A 23,382-nucleotide genomic window follows, 5' to 3' on the forward strand; every position below is an offset into this window, starting at 1 on the left:
CGGTCACCTCTCCTTCTGCAGTACGGACAGCGCGGCGATGAGTTCGGCCTGGGGTTCGGGGTGGACGTCGAGGGCGTCGAGCGGCGCTTGACGGCGCTCTCGTTCGGTGTGCATCACCCGGTCGACGTGCTCGGCGAGCAGCCGCCCGCCCCGGTCCCGCAGCCGCAGCGCCCCGTGGGCGCCGATCCGTTCGGCGAGTCCCTCACCGGCCGAGCGCGCCCGACGGCCGCCCAGCAGCACGGTGGCGACAAGGACGGCGACGACCTCCGGGTCCGGCGCGACATTGCGGTCGAGGTCACGGACCTCCTCCTCGGCGAACTCCTCGAGTTCGCGCCGCCACCGCCGCACGGCCATCCCGATGCGGTGCTCGGCGCTCTCCAGGGACGGGTCGCGGTCCGTCAGCTCCGGGGCGCGCGCCGCGGGTTCGCGCCGCCAGGCCTCCTCGACGCGCTCGTCGGCGGCGGTGACGGCGCACAGCAGGAGCGCGGCCAGGCTCTCCACGAGCGCCTCCAGAAGCTCACCGGCGGTGCAGTCGAGCGGAAACGCGCGCCAACGCTTCAGTGCGTCCCCGGCGAGCACGGCACCGGCCTGCAACCGCCCTCGCACGCGCGCGTGCTCGCTGTCGTACGCCGAGTCGACGGCGGAGGTGAGCCGGAGAGCGGCCGCGTACTGGGCTGCGGCGGCGCTTGCGAGTTCGGGCATGCGGGCCTTGAGGGAGTTGAGCATCCCGTGCGCGGTACGGACCATGGCGTGCTGGCGGGCGGCCGGGTCCTGCGCCAGGTGCACCAGCCAGGTCCGCAGCGAGGCCACGGCGCTGGCCGGCAGCAGCCCGCTTCCCCAGGCGGACTCGGGCAGTTCGGGCACCGTGAAGCGCGGTACGTCGCCGAGACCCGCCTTGGTGAGCAGCGCGCCGTACTGCCGGGACACCTCCGAGACGACTTGGTGCGGCACGCGGTCGAGCACCGTCACGAGCGTGGCGTCGTACTCCTTGGCGGTACGCAGCAGATGCCAGGGGACGGCGTCGGCGTACCGGGCGGCCGTGGTCACCATGACCCAGATGTCGGCCGCGCAGACGAGTTCGGCGGCCAGGACGCGATTGTCGGCCACCAGGGAGTCGATGTCGGGGGCGTCGAGGAGGGCGAGGCCGCGCGGCATCGTGTCGGCGGTCTCGACGCGCACCACGCGCGCGGGGTCCTCTCCCGGGAGCAACAGGTCGTCCCCGCCTTCCTGATGGGGAACCCACACGCGGGTCAGATCGGGCAGCACCCTCATCCCGCTGAACCAGTGATGGTCCTCCGGATGGCACACCAGTACAGGCGTCCGCGTGGTCGGCCGCAGCACGCCCGCCTCGCTGACCCGCCGCCCGACAAGGGAGTTGACGAGAGTCGACTTGCCGGCTCCCGTCGAACCGCCCACGACGGCCAGCAGGGGCGCTTCGGGCTCCTTCAACCGGGGCACCAAATAGTCGTCGAGCTGTGCGAGCAGTTCGTCGCGGTTGGCACGCGCGCGTGGAGCCCCCGCCAGGGGCAGCGGGAAGCGTGCGGCGGCGACACGGTCGCGCAGGGCGGATAGTGCGTCGAGCAGCTGAGGCCGTACGTCCAAGGTCACCACATGCGAAGAATGCCCAATTTTAGGGGAATTCTGAAGCATATGAGCATGTCTGCGCGCCGATAGGACACAAGGGACGGAAGGGATGACTGGGACGCAGGCACCGTCCAGGCATAACGAGTGCACAACACCCGGTGCGTGAGAGCCGAAAAGCGATGCACGATTCGTACCTGCCTGCGATTATCAGGACCGCTTCACCGAACCTCCACATCGAGCCACGGAGGCGAAGCAACAGAGGCATGGACGCAGGAGCCCTATCCTTGTCCCCGGCAACGTCACGGTTCGGCCCACACCTGGGCACCCACGACAGAGGCCACACACCCGGCCCCCGTAGCTCAGTGGATAGAGCAGGCGCCTTCTAAGCGCTTGGCCGCAGGTTCGAGTCCTGCCGGGGGCGCCCAAAAGATGGCTGGTCAACGCCCGTGCGTGCGGCCAACGGGGTCAGCGTCCGCGCCGTCAGCTCCGCCAGCTCGGTGGCCGTCGCGGCCGGGATGGTCACGCAGAGCTGGATCTCGCGGCGTGGTCGTAGGTAGCGGACTTCCAGCCGGTAGGCATCGTAGAGCTGTCTCTGGTGCTCTTCGGGCAGCTCGGCCAGCCGGGGGCCGAGCTGCGGTAGCAGTTTGATCAGTGCGGCGTTCTGGGCGGGGGATCCCGACGCGGCTTGCTGCTGATGGATGTGGAGCTCGGCGACGAGATCGCGGCGTTCTCGGTCGAGACGGTCGTACCGGTCCCGGATGCCTCGCCGGAAGGCCCTGCTGCTGTCCGGATCGCCGTCGTCGTCCTCGGCAAGCTGATCGAGGAGCCGCTCCTGCCGGCCTTCGATCTTCTTGATTTCTTCCTGAAGCTGCTTCGTCTGCTCCGGGGCGGCCTCTGCGGTGGGAGCGGGCTGGCCCGCTCCGAGTTGTGTCTGGAGGAATTCCTCTCGCCGTGGTCCGAGCACGCGCTCCGCGAAGAACCAGTGGACGGCGTCGAGGAGGATCTTCTCGCTCATCCATAGGGCCTTGGGGTGCTGCTCGAACCATTCGGCCTTGCTGCGGCGGGACTCGTCCTTGTAGCAGACGTAGTACGGGAGGTCCTTGCTGACCTTGCCGAACATGCGGCGGTCGCACAGGGCGCAGTACACGTAGGAGCGGAGCATATAGCTCCGAGTGGTGGCGGGGTGGGAGTTGGGCTCAGATCCGCCGCGTGAGCCCTGGAGTGATGCCCGGTCGGCCCAGACCGTGTTGAAGACCTCGCGGGTGACCAGCGGCTCGTGGACGGGGCGCGGTGACCAGATCCATTCGGAGACCGGGTTGGCCCTGTTGCCCCGCTTCTTGCGGGCCTTGCGGTTCCAGACCTGGTAGCCGGTGTACTTGGGGTTGGAGAGGATGCCCCGGACTGATTGCACGGTCCATCTGCCGACGGTGACGTCGGCGCGGTTCGCTGTCGGCGGCGGGTACTTGTCCAGGTCTTCGTTGAGTCGCAGCGCGATCGCCCGGTAGGTGAGTCGTTCCAGCGCGCGCAGCCGGAAGATCTCGGAGACCACGGGACCGCACACTGGGTCGGGTACCAGCCGGTGCTTGGTGGCTCCTTCGGCGCGCCGGGCGGGGACGGGGTGGGGGACTTTGTCGGCGAGGTATCCGTAGGGGGGCTTGCCGATGTTCCAGCCCTGTACGGTGTGCTCGATGAAGCCGTCCCAGGACAGTTCGAGCATCTGCAGGACGTACCACTCGGCGACGGCCTGCTTGACCCGTCGTGTCAGGGTCGGGGTCGCGCGTTTGGCCGTGGAGTTGGTGAGGATGGGCTCGTCGGCGGCGCAGAGGGCGACGCCGTGGCTCTCCAGCTCGTGCTCGATCTTGGTGCCGAAGTAGGTACGGCGGGCGACACGTTCGATCGACTCGCAGATAACAGCGGCGAATCTGCGCCCTGGGCTCGCGGCTTCCGCCAGGAGGTCAGCGATGCCGCCGTCGCGGGGGATGGGGATGGCGAAGCGCTCGTGGGCGCGGCTGTGTCCGCGCTCGTCGAGTTCCTTGCGGCCGGACTCGACGTCGTAGAAGTGCGCGACGATCACCCACCCCGGCGGCAGCGCAGCCCGTGCGTTACGCAGCTGGCGGGGCAAGGACAGCGTGGGGTCTTGAGACTCTTCAGTCGAGGTCCGGCCGAGCCAGGCCACGGCAACCGTGGCCTGGGCAGTCGGCGGGTCGGGCACGGGTGGCCCCCAGGGCATCCCGGGGGCCGATTCCCCGCCGAAGGCGGCCGGAACCAGTGGTGCGGTCATGGTCTGCCTTTCAGGCCGCTCCCTCGCCGGAGCGGTCGTGGCACTGTGTGGGGGATGAGACGTGATCGGGGTGGGCGGCCAGCCAGGCGAGGGCATGGCGGATCGCGGCGGCCTGGCGCTCGGCGAGCGCCTGGCCATCGGGCCCGTCGACCACGACGTAGCGGACGGTCACCTTCGAAGTCGTCCCCCGGTGTGTTAGTTCGGTCTGGTGCACGGTGCCGGGCGGCGCGTCGACGGCGGCCGTCGACCATGGACGCTCCGTCTCGGCCGCGTCGTCAAGGCCGTGTTCTTCCGCTCCGCGAGGGGTGTGAGATCGGCGGACGCACACGGGCTCGGTCCGCTGCCAGTCGATGGCCCGCACATCCCCCAGGTTGGGGACGCGGGGCCAATGTCGGGCGAGGACCTGGGCAGCGCGCGGGTCGGACTCGGCGTGCCAGGCAATGTGCCCGCCGAGCGCGGCCTGGACGCCCAGGTCCAGGCCGCCGACTCCGGAGAACAGGCTGCCGATCGGAAGGTCAGTGGCCGCCACAGCGGCCTCTTCGGGCGCAGGTGCGGGAGCGGACGGCGGCCGGGGGCGCCGATCTGCAAGCGGTCGTTGCCGCACACTTCGGCTCCTGTGTCGTCGTTCTCGGAAGGGTGTGCTGTTCGGGCCGGGTGAAGACGAGTACGTCCTCGTGTTGGACCACCGCGAGGGGGATGCCCTGGCGGCGGGCGTCGCGGACGTTCTTCATCTGGAAGAACGAGGGGCGGGTGATCAAGCGGCCGTCGCGGATGCCTGCGAGGAGGGCGACGCAGCGTTCGGCGGGGGTCAGTCCGGCGGCCTGGCCGGCGGCGAGGACGGCGGAGGGCAGGTCGATGAGTTCGCCGCCCTCGCGCCAGGGGCGGGTGGTGACGACCACGGTGCCGCCGGGGCGAAGGACGCGTCGGCACTGGGTGAGGATCTCGGTGAAGGCCTCCAGGAGCCGGTCGGTGGAGACGTGGGCGAGGTTGGAGGGGTCGTGGCTGTAGCGGTAGTCCTTCCTGACCGCTGCCGCGGTCATTCGTCTGCATGGTGTGGATGACGTTGGCGCGGGCCATGTCGGCCCAGCGTGGTTCGTACTCGGTGCCGAGGGCGTGGCGCCCAAGGCGGATTGCCTCGACGAGTGTGGTGCCGATGCCGCACATGGGGTCCAGGACCAGTTCGTCGGGGTGGGTGTAGGCGGCGATGGCGTGGGCGGCGATCTGCGGGAGCATCTTGGCGGGGTGGGCGGCGGAGCCGGGAACGTAGCGGTCGGCGCGCTGGGCGGGAGCAGAAGTCGGCGCGGTGTTCCACACCGAGAGGGGGGACGCCATGCGGGTTCTCCTGTTCCTCGGCCTAGGCATGGGTGATCGCGGACAGGGCGATCAGGTCGCAGTGCGCGACGCCGCGGGACGTGTCCGGGGGCGGTGTGGGTACCAGGCGGTCGCCGGCCGGGTGGCCGTAGACGACCACGAGGTGCTGGAGGTAACGGAAGCCGGCGGTGCGGGCGGATGCGATCAGTGCGCCGAGCGGGTCGGTGAGGCGTCCGGCCTCGCGGCGTTGGCGGGTGGCCAGCAGCAGGAAGCCGTGCGCGGGCAGGAGCCGGTGGGCGCGGTGGAAGAAGCCGGGCCAGCCGTCCTCCAGCGCGCCGGGCGTCTGGCTCCCGCTGGCCGGCAGGTCATCTGCGGGGGTGGGGAGGGCGTCGGGGTGAAGCTCGGCGAGCAGGATGGACGGCTTGCCCGTGGCGTCTTCGTCGTCGGCCGTGGAGGGGAAGGGCGTGCAGGGGATGCGGGCGTCCATGCCGGGCGCCGTGTCCCGGATCGCGATCTTGAGCAGCGGGGCCGGCCGGTGGCCAGGGCGTCCGACGAACTCGGTACGGACCTTGTCGATCGCCCAGGCGGGCAGCACCGCGCGGGGGATGGGGGCGACGTTGGGCTCGTCCGAGTCGGGGAACCAGATCGTCGTCGGCAGTGGGTTGGAGGTAGGCGGGCGGAAAGCGGTGGAGCGGCGGGAGGGAGTCTTCGACATGGGCGGGGTGGCGCCCGGGACCGTGGGTCCGGCCGTTTCGTGCTGACGTGACGTAATAGGGACTCGGCAGCTGATCTTTGCCATCGGGCCGGTACGTGTTCGATCCCCGGGCAGCTGCCGCCGCGCACTCGCACATGCGCCCGGTCGACCCTGCCGCGCACCGTGTCTGTGCAGGTCATTCCCTGTGCGAGCCAGTCGCGTGCCAGCGCCGAGCCACCGCCGGGCCACCTCGGACCACCGCAGGGCAAGGGCTGAAAGCGGATCCGAGAATTTCTGTGTTCGATTCGCGTACCGGCGGTTGACGCGTCGCGGCAGGTCATCGAGGGCGGGCCGGTGGCGGGCCATCGCACGCGCCGGACCATTCGACCGCCGCAGGCACGGCGCTGGCCTGCGGGTGGGCCGCTCGTGGCACGAGGGCTTGGGAGGGGTGGCGGCGGAAGTTGTCCGCACCGCTCACGGGAGATGCGCCATGCACCACCGTCCCCACGCCCACCGCCCCGCCGCCCGCCCGGCCAGCGCCGTCCGCTCCCCGCTGGGGGAACTGGAGCAGGCGTTCCTCGCCCTCGCCCACCGGGTGGAGCCGCTCACGCTGCCCGCGCACCTGGTGTGCGACGCCCCGGACCGTGAAGCGTGGCCGGTCGACCGGGTGCGCACCCACCTCGCCCACCCCTCCACCCGTCCCGAACTGCGCGAGCAGACCTGGCGCGAGGTGATCCGGCGCGCCCACGAGCTGGGCGAGCCGTGGGACGTGGTGGCGGTGGCCATGACCGTTCCGGTCCTGCGCAGGATGCTCGCCCGGCTGGCCCGCCCCGTCCACCTGGAGCGGGCCGAGGTCGAGCAGGAAGCCCTGGCCGCCGTCGCCGCGGCCCTGCGCACGGTCGACGCGGGCGCGGAGCGGCTGGACCGGGAGCTGTTCAGCGCCGCCGACCGGGCCGTGCACCGGCTGGTGTACGCCGCACGCCGCCGCGCCACCCGCGAAACCGGCCAGGCGGCGGTGCACCTCGACCACCTCTGCTCCGTCCCACAGGCAGAGCACGGTGAGCCGGCGGACGAGCTCACCGTGCTGGCCCGTGCCGTACAGGCCCAGGTGGTGGACGTGGCCGAGGCACGGTTGATCGCCCGGACCCGCCTCGACGGCGAGCCCATGCACCGCCTGGCGGCGGAGCGCGGGGTGAGTGTGCGTCAGCTCTACCGTCACCGCAGCGCTGCCGAGCAGCACCTGGCCGCCCATCTGCGGTGCCGGCTGCAGGAGCAGTAGCCGCCCGGCCGGGGGATTTTCGGCGGCGGGATGTCAATTCCCGCCACCGGGGTCTCTATTCACGATGACGGCGGCCCGCCCGGCTTGGGATCGGACCGTCCGTCGTGGTCCGGGGCGACGGCCGATGCCCCGGACCAGCACTCCGCACCGTGCGGGGTGAGCACGACCGTCTCGTGCTGACACCCGAGAACCGCCTGCCGCCGCACCCCCGCAAGGAGGCCGGCGCCCGGGCCAAGGGTTTCTGCTCACCCCGCACCGCCTCTCCCACGCCCCTGCGGCGTCCCCGTCCTGTCCTGCTCCCGTCCGGCTGTGTGCCCCGATGGAGGTGTGCTGCCATGCCCGCAAGGCTCCGTCGGCCACGCCGACCACTCACCCGCTGGTCCCTCCGACTCGCTCTCACCACCGCCCTCACCGCCTGCGCGCTCCTTGCGCAGGCGCCGCACGTATGGGCGGTCGCCGACATCCCGACCGTCATCAACAATCTGCGGAACTGGATCATCGGCCTCCTCGCCGCACTGGCCACCCTGTTCCTCACCTTCGGCGGACTGCGCTACCTGATGGCCGGTGGCGATCCGGGAGAAGTCGAGGCGGCCAAGCGGGCGTTGAAGGCCGCAGCCATCGGCTACAGCCTGGCGATCCTCGCCCCGGTGATCGTGACCGTCTTGCAGGGCATCGTCGGCGCGGACGGAGGCGGGCAGTGAGCCCCGGCGGGCGCCGCACACGCGCTGTGCCCCTGCTGCTCGCGCTGGCCGTCTTCGTCCTGGTACCGGTGGCGGCCTCGTTCACCACCATGCACCCGGCGTATGCAGCCGCTGCGGCGCCGACGGATCCGCAGCCGCCACAGCCTCAGCCCGCGCCCGGTCCTGCCGCTCCCCCGCCCGGTCCCGGGGCGCAGCCGAGGCCCGAGCCCTCCCCCGGACCGCCCCCGGCACCGGGACGCCCCGCACCCGCACCAAAACCCGCGCGGCCTCAGCCGACGCCGGGCCCGATGCCGTCCGCCTGCGAAGCGACCGGCGTGGGCTGCGACAAGGACACCAGCTGGGACCTCCTCGACATCCCCGGCATGATCGTGAACGCGATCACCTCGTTCCTCGGCATGCTGATCGAGCAGATCATGAAGCCGGTCCGCGAGTTCCTCGCCGACACCCTGCTGGCCACCCCCGACGTCACCCAGCACGCCGACATCAAACGGCTGTGGACCGCCATGCTGGGGATCACGGCCGGGATCTACGTGCTGTTCGTGACCGCAGGCGGCATCACGGTCATGGGCTACGAGACCGTCCAGACCCGCTACGCCCTCCAGCAGATCGCGCCCCGGCTGCTGCTCGGAATCATCGCCGCGGCCACCTCGCTGACCGTGATGGGCAAGGCGATCAGCCTGTCCAACGCCCTCGCCCACGCGATCATGGCCACCGACATGGCCGACGCCGGACAGGGCATGGTCGAACGCGTCCTGCCCTTCGCCCTGTTCGGCGCCCCTGGCCTGAAGCTGTACCTGCTGATCCTGGCGACCGTGATGATCGCACTGGTGCTCGCGGTGCTGATCGGCTTCCTGGTACGCGTCGCGGTCATGGCGCTGCTGGCCGTGGCCGCGCCCCTGATGCTGGCGTGTCACGCGCACCCACTCACCGACCCCGTCGCCCGGCTGTGGTGGCGCGGACTGGCCGGCTGCATGGTCATCCAACTTGCCCAGTCGATGACGTTCGTCCTCGCCCTGAAGCTCTTCTTCGCCCCCGGCGCCACCACCCTGGGCCTCCCCAGAGCCGACCAGCTGGGCACGATGCTCGCCGGCGTGGCCCTGTTCTGGGTGCTGTTCAAGATTCCCGGCTGGACCCTCCAGGCCGTTCTGCGCGGCACCCCCGTGCACAACCCGCACGCCCCCGCCGGGGTGCGGATGCTCAAGCACCTGGCCCTGTACCGGCTGATGGACCACTACCTGCCCGGCATGCGCCTGCTTCGCCACCGACCCGGCGGTGGTGCGCGGCGCGGTCCTGGTCGTGGCGGACCCGGTGGTGGCGGGGGCGGCCGTCCGGGACGGCGCGGAGGCGGACCTGGCGGGGGCCACCCGCCCGCCGCCGGGCCCGGGCGCGGCGGCGGTGTGCGGGGCCGGGGCCTGCTTGCCCGCGGCCGTGCGGCCCTGGCCCGTCCCGGAGCAGCAGGCCGGCCCGCACCTGGTGCCCCGGCCAGGCCAGGCGGGCGCCGCGCGGGCGTTGCCGGTGCGGCACCCGCGGCAGTTGGCGCTCCCGGCGCCAGGGCCAGGGCGGGCCGGATTCCCGGGCGCCGCGGCACCGGGGCGGCTCCCCTCATCCGTGCGCCGAAAGGTCCCCGCGCTGTGATCCATCCCGCCCGGGCCCGCCGCATGCGGCAACTGGCCCTGCCCATCGCCGCACCGCGCAACCCCGCCCGCCCGGCGAGAGCCACGCAGATGTGGCTGCCGATCCGCGCCGAGCGCGTTCCCGCCCCGCCCCCGGCGGGCCGTGCCCTACCCGCCACGCCACCCCCGGTCCGGCCCGCGCCGGTGCCGCGTGCGCGTCAGTTGGCGCTGCCCATTCCCGCGCGCCGTGCCCGGATTCGCCCGCCGCGCCCCATGCAACTGCGGCTCCCCCTCGAACCGCCCCGGAGGTAACCCCGAATGAACTCAACCGACGAGGCAGCAGACGCCCCGTACGCCACGCGCATCCCGGCCGATATCTCCCGCCCCGACCAACTCCTCGGGCCCTTCACGGCCCGGCAGAGCGCCGTCCTCGCCGCCGCGGCGCTCGTGCTGTACTGCGGCTGGTGGGCCACGCGTCCCTTCATGGCGCCGCTCACGTACGCGGCTCTCGTGGTCCCCGTCGCCGGGGCTGTGGCCGCGCTCGCCCTCGGTCGGCGAGAGGGCATCGGCCTGGACCGCTTCCTGCTCGCCGCCCTCGCCCATGCCCGCACGCCCAAGCGCCGGGTGCACGCCCCCGAAGGAGTGCCGCCGCTGCCAGCCGTGGTCCCCGACCGCTGGAAAAGGGCCGCAGGGCCTCCCCCGGCCGCGATGCGCATGCCATACGACGGCATCACCGCTGAAGGCGTGCTCGACCTGGGCGCCGAAGGGAAGGCGGCCCTGGCGACATGCTCGACGGTCAACTTCGAGCTGCGCTCGGCGGCCGAACAGCAGGGCCTGACCGCGGCGTTCGCGCGCTGGCTCAACTCCCTGACCGGTCCCACCCAGTTGCTGGTGCGCTGCCACCGCATCGACCTCGCCCCCCTCGCCGACGTGCTGCAGCAGGATGCCGCCGCATTGCCGCACCCCGCACTGGAAAGGGCCGCCCGCGCGCACGCCGACTTCCTCGCCGACCTCGCCACCGGCGGCGACCTGCTCGGCCGGCAGATCGTGCTGGTCGCCCGTGAAGAAGCCGCAGCGCACGGGATGTGGCGTCACGCGGGTGAGGGGCGAGTCCTGCAGCGCGTGGCCGAGGCCGCCCGCGCTCTGGGGGCGGCCGAGATCACTGTCACCCCGCTGGACGCCGAGCAGAGCGCCGAGCTGGTCAGTGCCGCCTGCAACCCCGACTCCCCCGCCCCGTCCGACGACGTATCGGAAGGTGACCTCGTATGACCCGGCTCCGCTTCGGCCGCCACCGCACCGCTCGCGACGTGCCGGTCCCGGTCATCGACGGCGCTCACCTGCTGGACGTGGCCGGGCCCGAGGCCATCGAGGTGCACGCTCGCGCCCTCGCTGTCGGTGCGCACCTGGCCACCACGTTGGTGGTCACCGGCTACCCGGCCGAGGTCAGCGCTGGCTGGCTCGCCCCGTTGCTGAATTTCCCCGGCCACCTCGACGTCGCCCTGCACATCGAGCCCGTCCCCAACCCGGTGGCCGCCGCGGGGCTGAAGAAGCAGCGGGCCCGCCTGGAGTCCGGCCGCCGTACCGGCTTCGACAAGGGCCACCTGGACGACCCGGAGGTGGAAGCTGCCGCCGCGGACGCCGCCGACCTCGCCTACCGCATCGCCCGCGGCGAGGGAAAACTCTTCCACGTCGCCCTCTACCTGACCGTGCACGCCCCCGACGAGGACACCCTCGCCGAGCAGGCCGCCGCGGTCCGCGCGATCGCCGAGTCACTGCTCATGACCATCGCTCCCACCACCTACCGGGCCCTGCCGGGCTGGCTGGCCACCCTGCCCCTGGGCATCGACACCCTCAAGATCCGCCGCACCTTCGACACCGCCGCGCTCGCCGCCTGCTTCCCCTTCACCAGCCCCGATCTGCCGATCGCCGCCGACCGGGACCACGCCGCGTCCGGGGTGTTGTACGGGCTGAACGCCGTCTCCGGCGCCCCCGTCGTGTGGGACCGCTACGCGCAGGACAACTACAACTCCATCACCCTGGCCCGCTCCGGCGCCGGCAAGTCGTACCTGGCCAAACTGGAGCTGCTCAGGCTGCTGTTCACCGGCGTGACCGCCTCGGTGATCGACCCACAGGGCAAGGGACAGATTATCGCGGGTACTTGATCGGCAACAGGCGGTAACTGGACGTTGATCGGCAGTTGTTCAATGTCCCCACAGCGGCAGGCACTCACGAACGGATGCGGGAGCCGGGGCAAGCAGCGGCCGCATCGCGTAGTGATGGTCCGGTTCGGTCGCGATGCCGGTGGTGAGAGCGGCGGATAGCTTCGCGTTGTGCGCGTAGCCGCCGCGGTAGGCCTCCGGGATCACGCCGATCAGGCCACGGCGCGGAGCGAAGACGCCGAAGACGAGCTCGTCGTCGCGGTATCGATCCACGGGCGCGCAGCGTCTCGGGCTGCGCATCGCTGCTCATCAACGTCGTCCCCTGGACAGCGATGTTCAAGACGGGCGCCCAACTCGTCAAGGGCGTTTTGAAGATCGCCAAGGCCCTCAGGAAGTGGCGCAAGGAACAGGAGTGGGCCGACGACATCCTGGAAACCGCGGGATCGTGTGTCGCCAAGCACCGCTTCCTGCCCGGCACGAAGGTCCTGCTGTCGCCGCCATCAACGCCAAGACGGGCAAGGTCCGCTGGACCTGGACCGACGACAAGGGCCGAAGCGACGACTGGCAGATCGCGCTCTGCGGGAACCGGCTGCTGATGACAAACGGGCCGGATGTCTATGCGATGCCGACGGTGTGACGGCCGGCATCCGTCGCTCGTCGCCCGGTGTCCGATGCCCGGGCGGCCGAGCGCGGAAGCAGCTACTGCCATTAGTCTCCGTTAGCTGAAGCAACGCACGTGGCCACAGGGACCGACGGGAGGATGACCACCATGCGGATGCTGGTCACGGTGGTACAGGAAGGTGGTGAGCCGCACGACGTTGTGATCGCAACGGACGACACGGCCACCGCAGGCGATGTCGCGCAGGCGCTAGGGGCGGTACTCGGGCGCCCCGCACAACAATCCGGCTACGCGGCGGGAAACGTGGTGCAGATGCCAGGTACCGCCATGGCCCCGATACCCGGATACGGCACAGCGGCGACCGGGGCGCCCTCGCTGTGGGCAGACGGTGTGTACTGCGATCCGGCGGCACCGGCGGCCACCGTACTGCGCGACGGCATGCGCGTCTCCGTGGACGACTCGATGAGCCCCCTGCTGCGCAAGGGCGAGCCGATCGGGCAGTACGAGCTGAGGGTGGCAGGCGGTCCCGCGGCCGGCCGCGTGGTCCGGCTGGGTGTCGGCGCGGCGACCGTGGGATGGGCGCCGACCTGCACGCTGCCGGTGTCCGACCCGTCGCTGCCGCAGCTCGCGCTCCGGGTGACGATCGACCTGCAGGGCAACACCACGCTCAGCCCCGAGGGCAGTGCCGAGGTGGTGCTCGACGACGAAGCCGTGGCGGCGGGGGCGTCCTGGCCGCTTGGGGGTGTCGTCCGGGTCGGTGACTCGCTTCTCGTACTCGACCGGGTGGCTGAGCCGGACGCGCATCTGTCCCTGATGAGCGAGGGCGGCCTTGCCTACAACCGGCCGCCGCGGCTGTCCCCGCTCAGACCCCGACGGCGGCTCACGGTGCCGGTGCCGCCCTCGAAGGGTGAGAAGGCCAAGTTCCAGCTCCTGATGGCGATCATGCCCCTGTTCTTCGGCCTGGGCCTGTACTTCGTCACCAAGCAGGTCTACATGCTGGCGTTCTGCGTGATGAGCCCGCTGATGATGCTGGGCCAGTGGATCAGCGAGAACCGCGAGGGCAAGAAGAAGGACAAGACCTCGCTGAGGCAGTACAAGAAAGACCTCGCGGAACACAAGGTCGAACTGGCCGTCCTCGGCAAGGAGGAGCAGCGTGCCCGCCGCGCGGACGCACCCGACCCGGCCGAGATCCTACTCTTCGCCACCGGCCCGCGCCGCCGCCTGTGGGAGCGTCGTCTCACCGACCCGGACGCGATGCAGCTCAGGATCGACATGGGCGGGATGGAGTCGGACGTCGAACTCGTCATGGGCCGCGGCGGAGTGGCGTACGACGACGACCGCCCCGAACCCCCGGTCCTGCCGGACGTCCCGGTCACCCTCCCCTTCGCCCGGCTCGGCGTCGTCGGCATCGCCGGTGACCGCGCCCGCGCGCTGGCCACCGCCCGCTGGATCAGTGTCCAGGCTGCCGTCCTGCACAGCCCCCGTGACCTGTCCGTCGTGTCCCTGGCCGCCACCCAGGCGGCTGGTGCCGAGTGGCACTGGGCGCACTGGCTGCCCCACACCGACCCCGACCAGGGGCAGGACTGCATAGCCCTGATGGGCTTCGACTCCGAGGGCATCACCCGCCGGGTCAACGAGCTGCTGAACGAGTTGTCCCGCCGCAAGGCGGCCCGCGAGCAGCAGAACGCGCTGGGCCAGCTCTACCCCGACCCCAACATCCTGCTCATCCTCGACGGCGCCCGGCTGCTGCGCCGCGTGCCCGGCGTCCCCCAACTGCTCACCGAGGGCCCGCAGTACGGCATCATCGCCCTCTGTATCGACGAGGACGAGCGCCTGCTCCCCGAGGAGTGCAATGCCGTCGTCGCCTGGTCCCCGGACGCCGCTCACCACGTCCGCATACGTGGCTACGGCATGGAGGGCGTCGGCGACATCCTGGCCGACCAGGTGACATCGGAGTGGTGCGAGCTGCTCGCCCGCTCCCTGGCGCCGGTGCGTGACGTCAGCCGCGACGACGCCGGTGCCGCGCTGCCGACGTCGGCCCGGCTGCTGAACCTGCTGAACATGCCCAACCCCACCGGAGCGGACGTGGAACGCATCTGGCAGGCGGGCGGCTCCACCACCGCCGCCCCGATCGGTATCGCGGCCGACGGCCCGTTCGTCCTGGACATCCGAAGGGACGGCCCGCACGCACTGGTGGCCGGCACGACCGGTGCCGGTAAGTCGGAGCTGCTGCAGACGATCATCGCATCGCTCGCGGTGGCCAACCGCCCCGACGCCCTGAACTACGTCCTCATCGACTACAAGGGCGGCAGCGCGTTCATGGACTGCGCCCGCCTCCCCCACACCGTCGGCATGGTCAGCGACCTCGACGCCCACCTGACCGAGCGGGCCCTGGCCTCCCTCGCGGCCGAACTGCACCGGCGCGAACGAATCCTCTTCGACGCGGCCGCCAAGGACATCGAGGACTACAACGACACCCGCAAGCTCCGCCCCGAGCTGGAGCCCATGCCCCGACTCGTGCTGGTGATCGACGAGTTCGCCTCCCTGGTCGCCGAACTCCCGGACTTCATCGCGGGCCTGGTCGACATCGCCCGCCGAGGACGTTCACTGGGCGTGCACCTGGTGCTGGCGACACAGCGCCCGGCGGGTGTGGTGAGCGCGGACATCCGGGCCAACACGAACCTCAGGATCGCGCTGCGCGTGACGGACGCCTCCGAATCACAGGACGTCATCGACGCCCCGGATTCGAGCGCGATCGCCAAGTCGACCCCCGGCCGCATGTACGTCCGCTCCGGCGCCCAGTCCCTCGTCGGCGTCCAGTCGGCCCGCATCGGTGGCCGCCGCCCGGCGACGGGCCGTACGGGCCCGAAAGCCACGCTGGTGCCGCTGGCATGGAACGCCTACAGCCGCCCGCTACCCAAGCAGCACCAGGCCGAGGACGACGGCACCATGGTCACCGACCTGGCGGTCCTGGTCGACGCCGTCCGCGACGGCGCGGCCCGCATGGGCTTCGGCGAACAACGCAGCCCGTGGCTGCCGCCGCTGGCGGAGACGGTGACGCTGCAGGAACTGGAGGCGTACGGTTCGGCCGTCTCCGGCGCCGACGTGGCACCGGTCCCGTACGGCCTCATCGACTTGCCGGCGAAGCAGAGCCGCACGCCGCTCGCCCTGGACCTGGTCCACGGCGAGCACACCCTGCTGCTCGGCGGTGCCCCGGCCGTTCGACGGCCCTGCGCACGCTGGCCGGCTCGCTGGCCCGTGCCACCTCCCCGCACGACGTGCACGTGTACGGCATCGACTGCGGCTCGAACGCCCTGCTGCCACTGATGCGGCTGCCGCACGTCGGCGCCGTCGTCACCCGCGACGAACCCGACCGCGTACGGCGTCTGGTCGACCGCCTGCTCGCGGAGATCGCCCGCCGGCAGCGCATGCTCGCCATGGAGGGCGCGTCCAGCGCGGCCGAACAGCGTGCCGCAGCCGCTCCGGAGGACCGTCTGCCGTGGATGGTGCTGCTCCTGGACAGCTGGGAGGGCTTCGCCTCCACCTTCGAGAGCTACAACTACGGTTCGCTGCTCGAGGCGGTCCAGCGAATGTTCCGTGAAGGTGCCGCGGTCGGGCTGAAGGTGGTCATGACGGCCGACCGCAGCGGCCTGAGCGGCCATGTCTCGTCGGCCTTCGCGGACCGGCTCGTGCTGCGCTTCGCCGACCCGAACGACTACTCCACGGCCGGACTCCAGCCGCGCGAGGTCCCGAAGAACATGCCTCCGGGCCGCGCGCTGCGGGTCACCGACACGGGCGTGAACGAGACCCAGATCGGCCTCCTGGCCGAGGACCCGGCGGGGCAGGCGCAGGTGCGCGCCCTGCGCGAGATCGCAGAGGAAGCGCGAACGCGCTACGCCCGCATTCCCGCAGGCCGCCGCCCCCTGCGGGTGGACGCGCTGCCTTCCCGCATCACGGCGTCCGAGGCGCTGGCCCTGGATCCCGACTTCGCTCCGTCATCCCGTCTGTGGGCGCTGGTCGGTGTCGGCGGCGACGAACTCCAGCCCATCGGCGTCGACCTGGAGGAGAACGGCCCCGGTTTCGTCATCGCGGGCCCGCCCAAGTCGGGCCGCTCCACACTGCTGCTGACCGCGACCGAGTCCCTGCTGCGCTCCGGGACCCCGGTGGTGCTGGTCACCCCGCGGCGCTCTCCGCTCCGCGACCTGGAGGGCCGGGACGGAGTCCTCGGCATGCTCAACGCAGACAGCCGCGAGGACGACCTGGAGCAGCTGACCGACAAGGCGCCGAACGGTTCCTACGCCGTTGTCGTCGACGACGCCGAACTCCTCTACGACACCAGCCTCGACGAGGCCCTGGAAAACGTGCTCCGCAGGGGCGCCGACGGCGGGATCGGCCTGATCGCGGCCGGCTCGACCGACAGCCTGTCGGGCCAGTACCGGGACTTCGTCGTGGAGGCCCGCAAGTCCCGCAACGGCGTGCTGCTGACCCCGCAGAGCCCGTCGGACGGCGAACTCTTCGGCGTCCGACTTCCCGCGAACAGCGGGGGCGGGCAGGCGGGCAGGCAGGCGGGCAGGCGGGCAGCGGTCTGTTCGTCTCGGGTGGTGCATTCATGCCGATTCAGGCGGTCATGAACGGCTGATCGTACGGCGAGGAACATGCTGCGGCCCCGCTGTACCTGCGGGGCCGCAGCATGTAGTCCAGGGCGAGCGGGGGTTGCCCAAAACTTAGGAATCCTCATACCTCGGCTTTATGTCGCCCTCATAGTCTGGGCGGATGGATTCGGCAAATCCCTCTCGTGAAACCCCGGATGTACTCGTGCTGCCCACCATGACGGATGTGCCTCGGGACGAGGACGGCGCACCGGTCCTCGAAGGCACCGTCGAGGTGATGCTCGTCCGCGTGGAGGGCGAGTCCGGCGGGGAGCGACGTGTGGCGCTCGCCTTCTCGACCGTGGTTCGTCTGGTCGAGGCGATGGGTGAAGAGCAGCCTTGGGTGGCGATCCCGACCGAAAAACTCGAAGACGCGCTGCGCGGATCGGGCGCTCAAGCCATTCTCCTGGATCCCCAGTTGGCCGAAGGTTCGGGAGCCCCGACGAATGGTTGACCCGAACTTCTCGGGAATCAATCCCGAAAATCTTCTCAGAACCATCAACAGCCTTTCGTCGGGCAGTAAGGCACTGCACGAGAGCAAGACCGCTTATTACAGCCGATTCCAGAAGTTCGGACTCGACAGCAGCAGCCTCACCGAGATCGGGAAGATCGCCTCCTGGGTCGACGACGAGCTTCCGATGCTGCGCCGCCGCCAAGCGCTGGCCGCGGCCATGGAGTTCCACGGAGTGGGCCCCAAGCCCACCATGGTCCAGTTGCGCGAGCCGATATGGACGGTGAAGCAGGCACGGCAGGAAGGCGCGAACCTGGCCAAGGAGGCCAACGAGCTGGCGGACATGGATCCCGCCAAGGCCGGTCCGGAGTTCCACCGCATCGCCCAGGAACTGGCCGCGCACAAGGGTGACCCGGACTTCGACTCGTCCTTCTACGCCAAGATGGACCCCAACCTCGTCAAGAACCTTCCCATGGCCATCGCGATGTCCAACGCGCCGACGGCCGAGGAAGACACCAAGACATTCGGTGCCGTGTTCACCGCTGCGGTGAACGCCGACAACCCGGCACCGGGCTTCGACAAGGTTCTCGAACTCTTCCACGGTGACATCCCGAAGGACGAACCCGGTGCCGTCTTCAACCGAGCGCTGCTGCAGGGCGACGATCCCGACCTGTGGGACACCGCCTGGAAGCATCTGAAGAAGGCGGTCACGGACCTGGGCGACCCCAAGGCGACATGGACCGTGCACGCCGGACTTGTAGCCAGCGTCATCGGTTTCCAGTCGCACTTGTCCGAGAATCTCTGGGGCGAAGCGGAGAAGTTCTCGCGGGAGGCCAAGGCCGCCTACGAGAAGCGCATCAACGCCATGAGCCCGAAGGAGCGGGCTCAGTTCAGGAGGGAGACACGCGCAGCCGCCAAGGCGTCCAAGGCCGCCTCTCGCGACTCCGAACGCATCTACGGCAAGTACGGCCTGGGCCCGATGTCACGCTTCATGGAGGCATCGGTCGGCGATTCGGCCCGCTGGCTCGTCGACAAGGCCCCCTTCGTCAGGGGAGGATCGGCGAGCGCGGAAGCCGGATGGCTCGGCAAGGCATTCAAGACGGGGGACCGACTGCCGCTGGTCGGCACACTGCTGACCATCGGCGGTATCGCGTACGACATCAAGGTCAACCATTCCGACACGGACGTCGCCGTCACCTCGAACGTCGCGTCTCTCGGCGTCGGAATGGCGGCTACGTGGGGCACCGAAGCGCTGATAGTCGCCGCTGCCGGTGGCCCTGTCGGCTGGGCGGTGGGAGCGGGCATCCTCGTGGGTGCCGGCCTTGGTTACGCTGCCTATTACGTCCTCAACACGGATACCGGTAAGAAGGCGATTCATGCCGTCACCAACGCGGTCAAGGATGTCGGCAAGGGCATAGGCGGGGCTGCCAAGACGGTCGGCGGCTGGCTCGGGTTGTGACTCACGGAAACCGGGATCTGATGGTGAAGAAGAAGAGGACGAAGCGGGCACCGGGCGACTGGGCCCTGCCTCCGAAGGCCGATGAACAGAAAGCTCGTCTGGACGAGTCACGCAGGAAGATCGCCCGTGTGCGGCAGCCGGTGCCGCAGCGGCGGCTAATCCTGACGTTGTTCGCTCTGTTCCTGGTGGCTTTCGGTATCTCCCTCGTCTTCTTCGTGCCCTCGCACTCGCTCGTCAGCGACCTGCGTTCGCGTGGAGTCGCCACGTGGGCGCAGGTCACGTCCTCGCCGAGGGACCACTTCGGCAGTCCCGGCAATATCAAGATCCAGTTCAAGGGCCCCAAGGGTGAGGTCGACACGACGCTGAGCGACTGGGGCGGTCGGCGTCCCGACGGCCTGGTGACCGGGCAACTCGTATCGGTGACCTACGACCCGCACGACCCCACCCGAGTGCTCACGACAGCCTGGGTGAAGAATCCGCCGATCGTGACACTGCCGATGCTGGTGTCACTGGTCGTGTCCCTGTTCTTCCTGGCCGGGGCGGTCTTCCTCACCCTGCGGAGGCGCAGACTCCTGTCCGAGCGGAAGCAGGCGGAAACGACGGAGGAACCGGAGAACGTGAGGGAGCAGCTATGACGGACTCCGAGCCGAAAGTGGACAACCCCAGAAAGGCCGACCTCGTGAAGCTGCGCGGCGACCTCGCCAAGGAGGTCGCCCGGCTCAGGGACACGCTCAAGCGCCCGACCGAGGACATCGGCGGCGACAAGGTCTGGGTCGGGAAGAACGCCCGAGCATGGCACCGGGAATTGGACGGCCGCAACAAGAGACTCGGTGACCAGGTCGACAAGCTGCTCCCGGTGATCGACGCGGCCATCCGCAGCGAGCCGGAGAAGGTGCCGGCGAGCGAGGCGCGCAGGTATCACCAAGGGGTCTGAACACGCCGCCGGGGCGCCGGCCGAAGACCTGTGGGTCTCGTCCGAGCGCCCCGGCAGACAGTGTCATCGGCGCTGCTGCCTGGGATCAGGTGGCGCGCTCGATGTTGTCGGCGCTCGTGTTCGCCGACTTGCTGGCGTCGTGCAGGGTGTCGACCCATTTCGAGAACGTCGGCTTGACGTCGTGCCAGTCCTGTCGGAACCGGTCGGCCTTCGGGCCCTTCCAGATGCTCTCGCTGCTGCTCGTCCTCGCATCCAGGTCCTTGATCAGAACCTGAAGGTCCTGGGCCTTGCGGGCGTAGAGCTTGGAGAGCTCCCGGAGTTGCTGGAGATCTGCACCGCGATCCATTGCGATCCTCCCCGTGTGATCAGTGGCAAGCGGGCTATTGTCAATCCCCGGGTTTCGTAGAGACGTTGGTTATGCGGCCCGGCCTTCCTGATGGGTCCGGGCTCGCGCTTCCTGGATGATCCGTTCGAACTCGACGGGTGGTTTCCCGCCGGCCGCGCTGTGACGGCGTTTCGTGTTGTAGAAGTCCGCGATCCACGTGGCGGTCTTCAGCCGGGCCTCGGTGCGGGTGGCGAAGGTGTGCCGGTGGATGTGCTCGACCTTGAGGACCGAGTGGAACGACTCCGCGGCGGCGTTGTCCAGGGCCGACCCGACGCGTCCCATCGACTGCACCACGCCCCAGCGGCCGCACAGCTGCTGGAACGACTCGGACGTGTATTCGGCGAGTTCAACCGGTCGATGCAACACCGTGCTGTTGCAGTGAGCGTAGCTGCTCTTCGAAAACCTCGGCCGGTGTCCGCCAACCGAGGATTTTTCGGGGCCGGTTGTTGATTGCCAGGGCGACGGCTTCGAGGTCCGTGGACGACCACCGGGAGAGGTCGGTGCCCTTCGGGAAGTACTGACGCAGCAGCCCGTTCGTGTTCTCATTTGTCGGTCGTTGCCAGGGCGAGTGCGGATCGGCGAAGAACACCTTCGTCCCGGTGTCGAGAGCGAACTGGGCATGGCCAGAGAGTTCCTTCCCTCGGTCCCAAGTGAGGGTCTTGCGCAGCTGCTCGGGCAGCTGCGTCATCGACGTGGTGAGCGCCGCGTTCATCGCGATCGCGCCATAGCCTCCGAGCGAGGGGCCGTTCTTCGCGGGTGTCCTTTCCCCCCAGCCCTCCAGCCGGGGCAGGTGCACCAGGAGTGTGGAGCGGCTGCTGCGCTCGACAAGCGTGCCGATCGCGGAGCGGCCCGTCCCAATGATCAAATCGCCTTCCCAGTGTCCGGGGACCGCGCGGTCTGCGGCCCCGGCGGGGCGTTCACTGAGGACGACGTCCGCGGTGACATGCCCCTGCGGCTTGTTCCGTGACCGTGCACGGGGAGTCCGCAGCGCCCGGCCGGTGCGCAGACACGTGACCAGTTCCCGCTTGAGCGCGCCACGGCCTTCGATGAACAGCGCCTGGTAGATCGCTTCGTGGCTGATGCGCATGGACTCATCATCGGGGAAGTCGACATGAAGGCGATGCGAGATCTGTTCCGGGCTCCATGCCGTCGCCCATCTTCTGTCCTGGCGGTGCGGCTTGTTCAGCCCTTTCCATGCGGGCGTCCTGGGCCCGGTGACGATCGTGTTGTCGGGGCGGCGGACGCTGCCGACGAGCCGGTCCTGTACATATTCACGCAACCTGTCGTTGCCTGTGAGCTTCGCGGTCTTCGGGCGCTTGGCGGCCTGCTGTGCTTTCCACTGGGCGACCGTCGCGCGGTACTCCTGCTTGCCGCCGCGCGTGGCAGCGTTGCGGCGCAGTTCGCGAGAGATCGTTCCGGGGTCACGCCCCAGGGCGCGGGCGATCTCGCGCACGCCCTTCTTCATCGCCCTGAGGATCGCGATCTCCTCGCGCTCCTCGAACGCAAGGTACCGGCCCGTGGGCTCGGCCAACGAGATCGGAGGCATGCCGCCAGCGTGACGAAACCACCTCGCACCCACCGGCCACGACACGCCGACCGCCAACGACGCCTCCACCGTCGTGACCCCCGTGGCGATCAGCCGCCAGAACTGGCGCTGCACGACTCGAGACGGATCAGGCCGCCCCGGCGACCGCATCGCCGGCCGCAACGCACGATCAGCGCGCCACTGCCGACGCCGACCCTCCGGAACATCGCTGGTCTTCAAACTCCAGTCCGCCGTAGCCACGTCGCACACCTCCGAGATCAGGGTGTTGCGACGACCAGTTGAATCCACCTTCGGTGCCGCGGTCCGTGTGGAAAATGACGCCGTCGACCTGGCCGCCCCGGGTCGCGATCGCCATCTGCAGGGCGGCGCTGACCAGCGCGGCATCGTGCCGCTCGCCCATCGCGTAGCCAAGGGCGCGGCGGGAGAAGGCGTCGTGGACGGATGCGATGGTAGAGCTTGCCCTCGCTGGTCTCGATCTCCGTCATGTCGCCCCACCACAAGATGTTGGGAGCGATGGCGTCGAACTTGCGTCGCACCAGGTCAGGGGCAGTCTTCCGCTTGCCGGGGCGAGTGAGTGAGCGGCGTCGACGAGGCGGCTTGCGGCCCTGCAGACCGAGCTCGGCCATGATCTCGGCGACGGTGTTCTGCGACACCTGCCAGCCCTCCTCCCACAAGTCCAGCGTGATCCTCGGCGAGCCGTACGTCCGGCCGGAGCGGTCGAAGAAGCAGCGGATCCGCTCGGCCAGTTCTGCGCGTCTGATCTCGCGTTTCGTCGGCTCGGACGGCCTGCGGCGCCACTTGTAGAACCACGCCTCCGACACGCCCAGGGCCCGACAGGAGGTGCGGTACGGAATGCTGTGCACGGTCTTCTGGTCGCTGATCACCCCGACGAGCAACGCCGGGTCCGCCACAGCTACTTCACCCACAAGACCATGCAGCGTTTGAGCACATCACGCTCCATGGCCAGCTCCTTGTTGTCCTTCTTCAACTGCGCGTTCTCCCGCCGCAGCCGCGCGAGCTCCTCGCTCTCACCCGCCGCCGCTGCCCCGCTGGCCCGGCGAGCCCGCGACACCCAGCTCGCCAGCGTGGTCTCGTTGATCCCGAGATCCTCCGCGACCTGCGCGATCGGCTTGCCGGTCTCGGCGACGATCCGCACAGCCCCCTCACGGAACTCCGCGTCGAACTTCCGCCTCTTGCCTGCCATGACCCTCAACTTCCCCTGCAGTCACGGTCTCTACGCTACGAGGGGAAGGTCATTCAGGGACTCGTTGGACTTCCGCTTGAAGACATCGGCGTCCGGATCGTCGCTGGCGGCCACGGAGTTGGCAAGAAGGATCTCGTCGGGGGAAAGCCCCTCGCCCTTGTGGTCCCTGAGGTACTTGTCGAGGTCCTTGGCGCTGAAGCCGGCCCAGAGCACACCGGCTTCCGGGTCTCCACTCTCCAGCCGGGCGAACGTCGCACGCCTACGCAGATCCGGGGCCGTGTCGGAAACCCAGCTCCGCAGCGGCTTGAGGGCGGTCAGCTTGCTGGAAACACCCAGACGTGAGGCCCTGGTGAAGGCCTCGTCGACCTTGTCTTGGACACCACCCCGACCGTCCAAGAGCTTGGCGAGCTGCTCCAGGTCATCCGGGTTTACGGTCCTCACGCTCTTGCCCCCTCAAAAGTGTGGACCCTGCATGTACCGCCGCTTCGGCATCCATGGCTGATTCGATCGGTG

Annotated in this window: 20 protein-coding genes, 1 tRNA gene and 6 pseudogenes; 13 read left to right on the forward strand and 14 right to left on the reverse strand. The window is 69.9% G+C overall.

All coding sequences use genetic code 11. From position 1 onward, the window contains the following. Positions 1 to 3: 3 nt before the first annotated feature. Positions 4 to 1,611 (reverse strand): dynamin family protein, encoded by a 1,608-nt coding sequence (locus OOK07_RS14770; RefSeq protein ID WP_266680471.1) that lies wholly within the window; start codon positions 1,609 to 1,611, stop codon positions 4 to 6. A 321-nt stretch (positions 1,612 to 1,932) separates the two neighbouring features. Between OOK07_RS14770 and OOK07_RS14775 the strand changes: the two genes are divergently transcribed. After that, a tRNA-Arg gene (locus OOK07_RS14775) sits at positions 1,933 to 2,005 on the forward strand. A gap of 279 nt (positions 2,006 to 2,284) precedes the next feature. Then, positions 2,285 to 2,605, forward strand: coding sequence for a hypothetical protein (locus OOK07_RS14780; protein WP_266796866.1), 321 nt, complete (start codon positions 2,285 to 2,287; stop codon positions 2,603 to 2,605). A gap of 267 nt (positions 2,606 to 2,872) precedes the next feature. On the opposite strand, the pseudogene OOK07_RS43280 reads toward OOK07_RS14780, so the two are convergent. From OOK07_RS43280 to OOK07_RS14800, 5 genes and pseudogenes are all read right to left on the reverse strand, one after another. Further along, positions 2,873 to 3,961 (reverse strand): annotated as a pseudogene (locus tag OOK07_RS43280) (recombinase family protein); the annotation flags it as partial. Next, entirely contained in the window at positions 3,876 to 4,394 is a 519-nt protein-coding gene (locus tag OOK07_RS14790) for a DNA cytosine methyltransferase (RefSeq protein WP_266796868.1), read from the reverse strand. The gene OOK07_RS14790 and the pseudogene OOK07_RS43280, both read right to left, overlap by 86 nt. Then, positions 4,381 to 4,905, reverse strand: coding sequence for a hypothetical protein (locus OOK07_RS43675; RefSeq protein WP_406311715.1), 525 nt, complete (start codon positions 4,903 to 4,905; stop codon positions 4,381 to 4,383). Before OOK07_RS43675 ends, OOK07_RS14790 begins: the two co-directional genes overlap by 14 nt. A gap of 91 nt (positions 4,906 to 4,996) precedes the next feature. Then, positions 4,997 to 5,227, reverse strand: a pseudogene (locus OOK07_RS43680) (DNA methyltransferase); the annotation flags it as partial. Beyond that, positions 5,220 to 5,891: a hypothetical protein gene (locus OOK07_RS14800; RefSeq protein ID WP_266796870.1), complete on the reverse strand. Its 672-nt coding sequence runs from the start codon at positions 5,889 to 5,891 to the stop codon at positions 5,220 to 5,222. The pseudogene OOK07_RS43680 and the gene OOK07_RS14800, both read right to left, overlap by 8 nt. A 469-nt stretch (positions 5,892 to 6,360) precedes the next feature. Between OOK07_RS14800 and OOK07_RS14805 the strand changes: the two genes are divergently transcribed. From OOK07_RS14805 to OOK07_RS14825, 5 genes and pseudogenes are all read left to right on the forward strand, one after another. Beyond that, positions 6,361 to 7,149, forward strand: a complete 789-nt coding sequence (locus OOK07_RS14805) for a hypothetical protein (protein WP_266796872.1) — start codon at positions 6,361 to 6,363, stop codon at positions 7,147 to 7,149. 335 nt (positions 7,150 to 7,484) lie between these two features. Next, positions 7,485 to 7,850, forward strand: a complete 366-nt coding sequence (locus OOK07_RS14810; RefSeq protein WP_266796874.1) for a hypothetical protein — start codon at positions 7,485 to 7,487, stop codon at positions 7,848 to 7,850. Positions 7,851 to 8,137: 287 nt separating this feature from the next. Beyond that, complete coding sequence (locus tag OOK07_RS14815; protein ID WP_266796876.1) at positions 8,138 to 9,775, forward strand: TrbL/VirB6 family protein; 1,638 nt, start codon at positions 8,138 to 8,140, stop codon at positions 9,773 to 9,775. A gap of 6 nt (positions 9,776 to 9,781) precedes the next feature. After that, the gene (locus OOK07_RS14820; protein WP_266796877.1) at positions 9,782 to 10,732 is read left to right on the forward strand and encodes a PrgI family protein; all 951 of its coding nucleotides are present in this window, start codon (positions 9,782 to 9,784) and stop codon (positions 10,730 to 10,732) included. Beyond that, positions 10,729 to 11,622, forward strand: a pseudogene (locus OOK07_RS14825) (TraC family protein); the annotation flags it as partial. The gene OOK07_RS14820 and the pseudogene OOK07_RS14825, both read left to right, overlap by 4 nt. A gap of 42 nt (positions 11,623 to 11,664) precedes the next feature. On the opposite strand, the gene OOK07_RS14830 reads toward OOK07_RS14825, so the two are convergent. Next, complete coding sequence (locus OOK07_RS14830; RefSeq protein ID WP_266796879.1) at positions 11,665 to 11,895, reverse strand: hypothetical protein; 231 nt, start codon at positions 11,893 to 11,895, stop codon at positions 11,665 to 11,667. 172 nt (positions 11,896 to 12,067) lie between these two features. Here OOK07_RS14830 and OOK07_RS14835 point away from each other — a divergent pair, with 172 nt between their 5' ends. The 6 genes and pseudogenes from OOK07_RS14835 (at position 12,068) to OOK07_RS14860 (ending at position 19,734) form a co-directional block, all read left to right on the forward strand. Further along, complete coding sequence (locus OOK07_RS14835) at positions 12,068 to 12,259, forward strand: hypothetical protein (RefSeq protein ID WP_266796881.1); 192 nt, start codon at positions 12,068 to 12,070, stop codon at positions 12,257 to 12,259. A 132-nt stretch (positions 12,260 to 12,391) separates the two neighbouring features. Further along, positions 12,392 to 16,880, forward strand: a pseudogene (locus OOK07_RS14840) (FtsK/SpoIIIE domain-containing protein). A 134-nt stretch (positions 16,881 to 17,014) separates the two neighbouring features. Beyond that, complete coding sequence (locus OOK07_RS14845; protein WP_266796882.1) at positions 17,015 to 17,344, forward strand: SAV_915 family protein; 330 nt, start codon at positions 17,015 to 17,017, stop codon at positions 17,342 to 17,344. Beyond that, positions 17,337 to 18,800 carry a hypothetical protein gene (locus tag OOK07_RS14850; RefSeq protein ID WP_266796883.1) on the forward strand — a complete coding sequence of 488 codons (1,464 nt, stop codon included), beginning with the start codon at positions 17,337 to 17,339 and terminating at the stop codon, positions 18,798 to 18,800. The genes OOK07_RS14845 and OOK07_RS14850 overlap by 8 nt, the downstream gene beginning before the upstream one ends. Before the next feature lie 20 nt (positions 18,801 to 18,820). Continuing rightward, positions 18,821 to 19,435: a DUF3592 domain-containing protein gene (locus OOK07_RS14855; RefSeq protein WP_266796885.1), complete on the forward strand. Its 615-nt coding sequence runs from the start codon at positions 18,821 to 18,823 to the stop codon at positions 19,433 to 19,435. Continuing rightward, entirely contained in the window at positions 19,432 to 19,734 is a 303-nt protein-coding gene (locus OOK07_RS14860) for a hypothetical protein (RefSeq protein ID WP_266796887.1), read from the forward strand. Before OOK07_RS14855 ends, OOK07_RS14860 begins: the two co-directional genes overlap by 4 nt. An 85-nt stretch (positions 19,735 to 19,819) precedes the next feature. On the opposite strand, the gene OOK07_RS14865 is transcribed toward OOK07_RS14860, so the two are convergent. The 7 genes and pseudogenes from OOK07_RS14865 to OOK07_RS14890 form a co-directional block, all read right to left on the reverse strand. Beyond that, entirely contained in the window at positions 19,820 to 20,080 is a 261-nt protein-coding gene (locus OOK07_RS14865; RefSeq protein WP_266796889.1) for a WXG100 family type VII secretion target, read from the reverse strand. Positions 20,081 to 20,149: 69 nt separating this feature from the next. Continuing rightward, entirely contained in the window at positions 20,150 to 20,482 is a 333-nt protein-coding gene (locus tag OOK07_RS14870) for an integrase core domain-containing protein (RefSeq protein ID WP_266796890.1), read from the reverse strand. Then, positions 20,466 to 21,884 (reverse strand): IS30 family transposase, encoded by a 1,419-nt coding sequence (locus OOK07_RS14875; protein WP_524540335.1) that lies wholly within the window; start codon positions 21,882 to 21,884, stop codon positions 20,466 to 20,468. The genes OOK07_RS14870 and OOK07_RS14875 overlap by 17 nt, the downstream gene beginning before the upstream one ends. After that, complete coding sequence (locus OOK07_RS43430; RefSeq protein ID WP_353963538.1) at positions 21,835 to 22,065, reverse strand: hypothetical protein; 231 nt, start codon at positions 22,063 to 22,065, stop codon at positions 21,835 to 21,837. The genes OOK07_RS14875 and OOK07_RS43430 overlap by 50 nt, the downstream gene beginning before the upstream one ends. Before the next feature lie 199 nt (positions 22,066 to 22,264). After that, positions 22,265 to 22,591: pseudogene (locus tag OOK07_RS43435) on the reverse strand (IS3 family transposase); the annotation flags it as partial. After that, positions 22,579 to 22,869, reverse strand: a complete 291-nt coding sequence (locus tag OOK07_RS14885) for a transposase (RefSeq protein ID WP_266796894.1) — start codon at positions 22,867 to 22,869, stop codon at positions 22,579 to 22,581. The pseudogene OOK07_RS43435 and the gene OOK07_RS14885, both read right to left, overlap by 13 nt. A gap of 48 nt (positions 22,870 to 22,917) precedes the next feature. Continuing rightward, a pseudogene (locus OOK07_RS14890) lies at positions 22,918 to 23,310 on the reverse strand (PE-PGRS family protein); the annotation flags it as partial. Positions 23,311 to 23,382 lie beyond the last annotated feature (72 nt).

This window comes from Streptomyces sp. NBC_00078 (genome assembly GCF_026343335.1).
Lineage (GTDB): Bacteria > Actinomycetota > Actinomycetes > Streptomycetales > Streptomycetaceae > Streptomyces.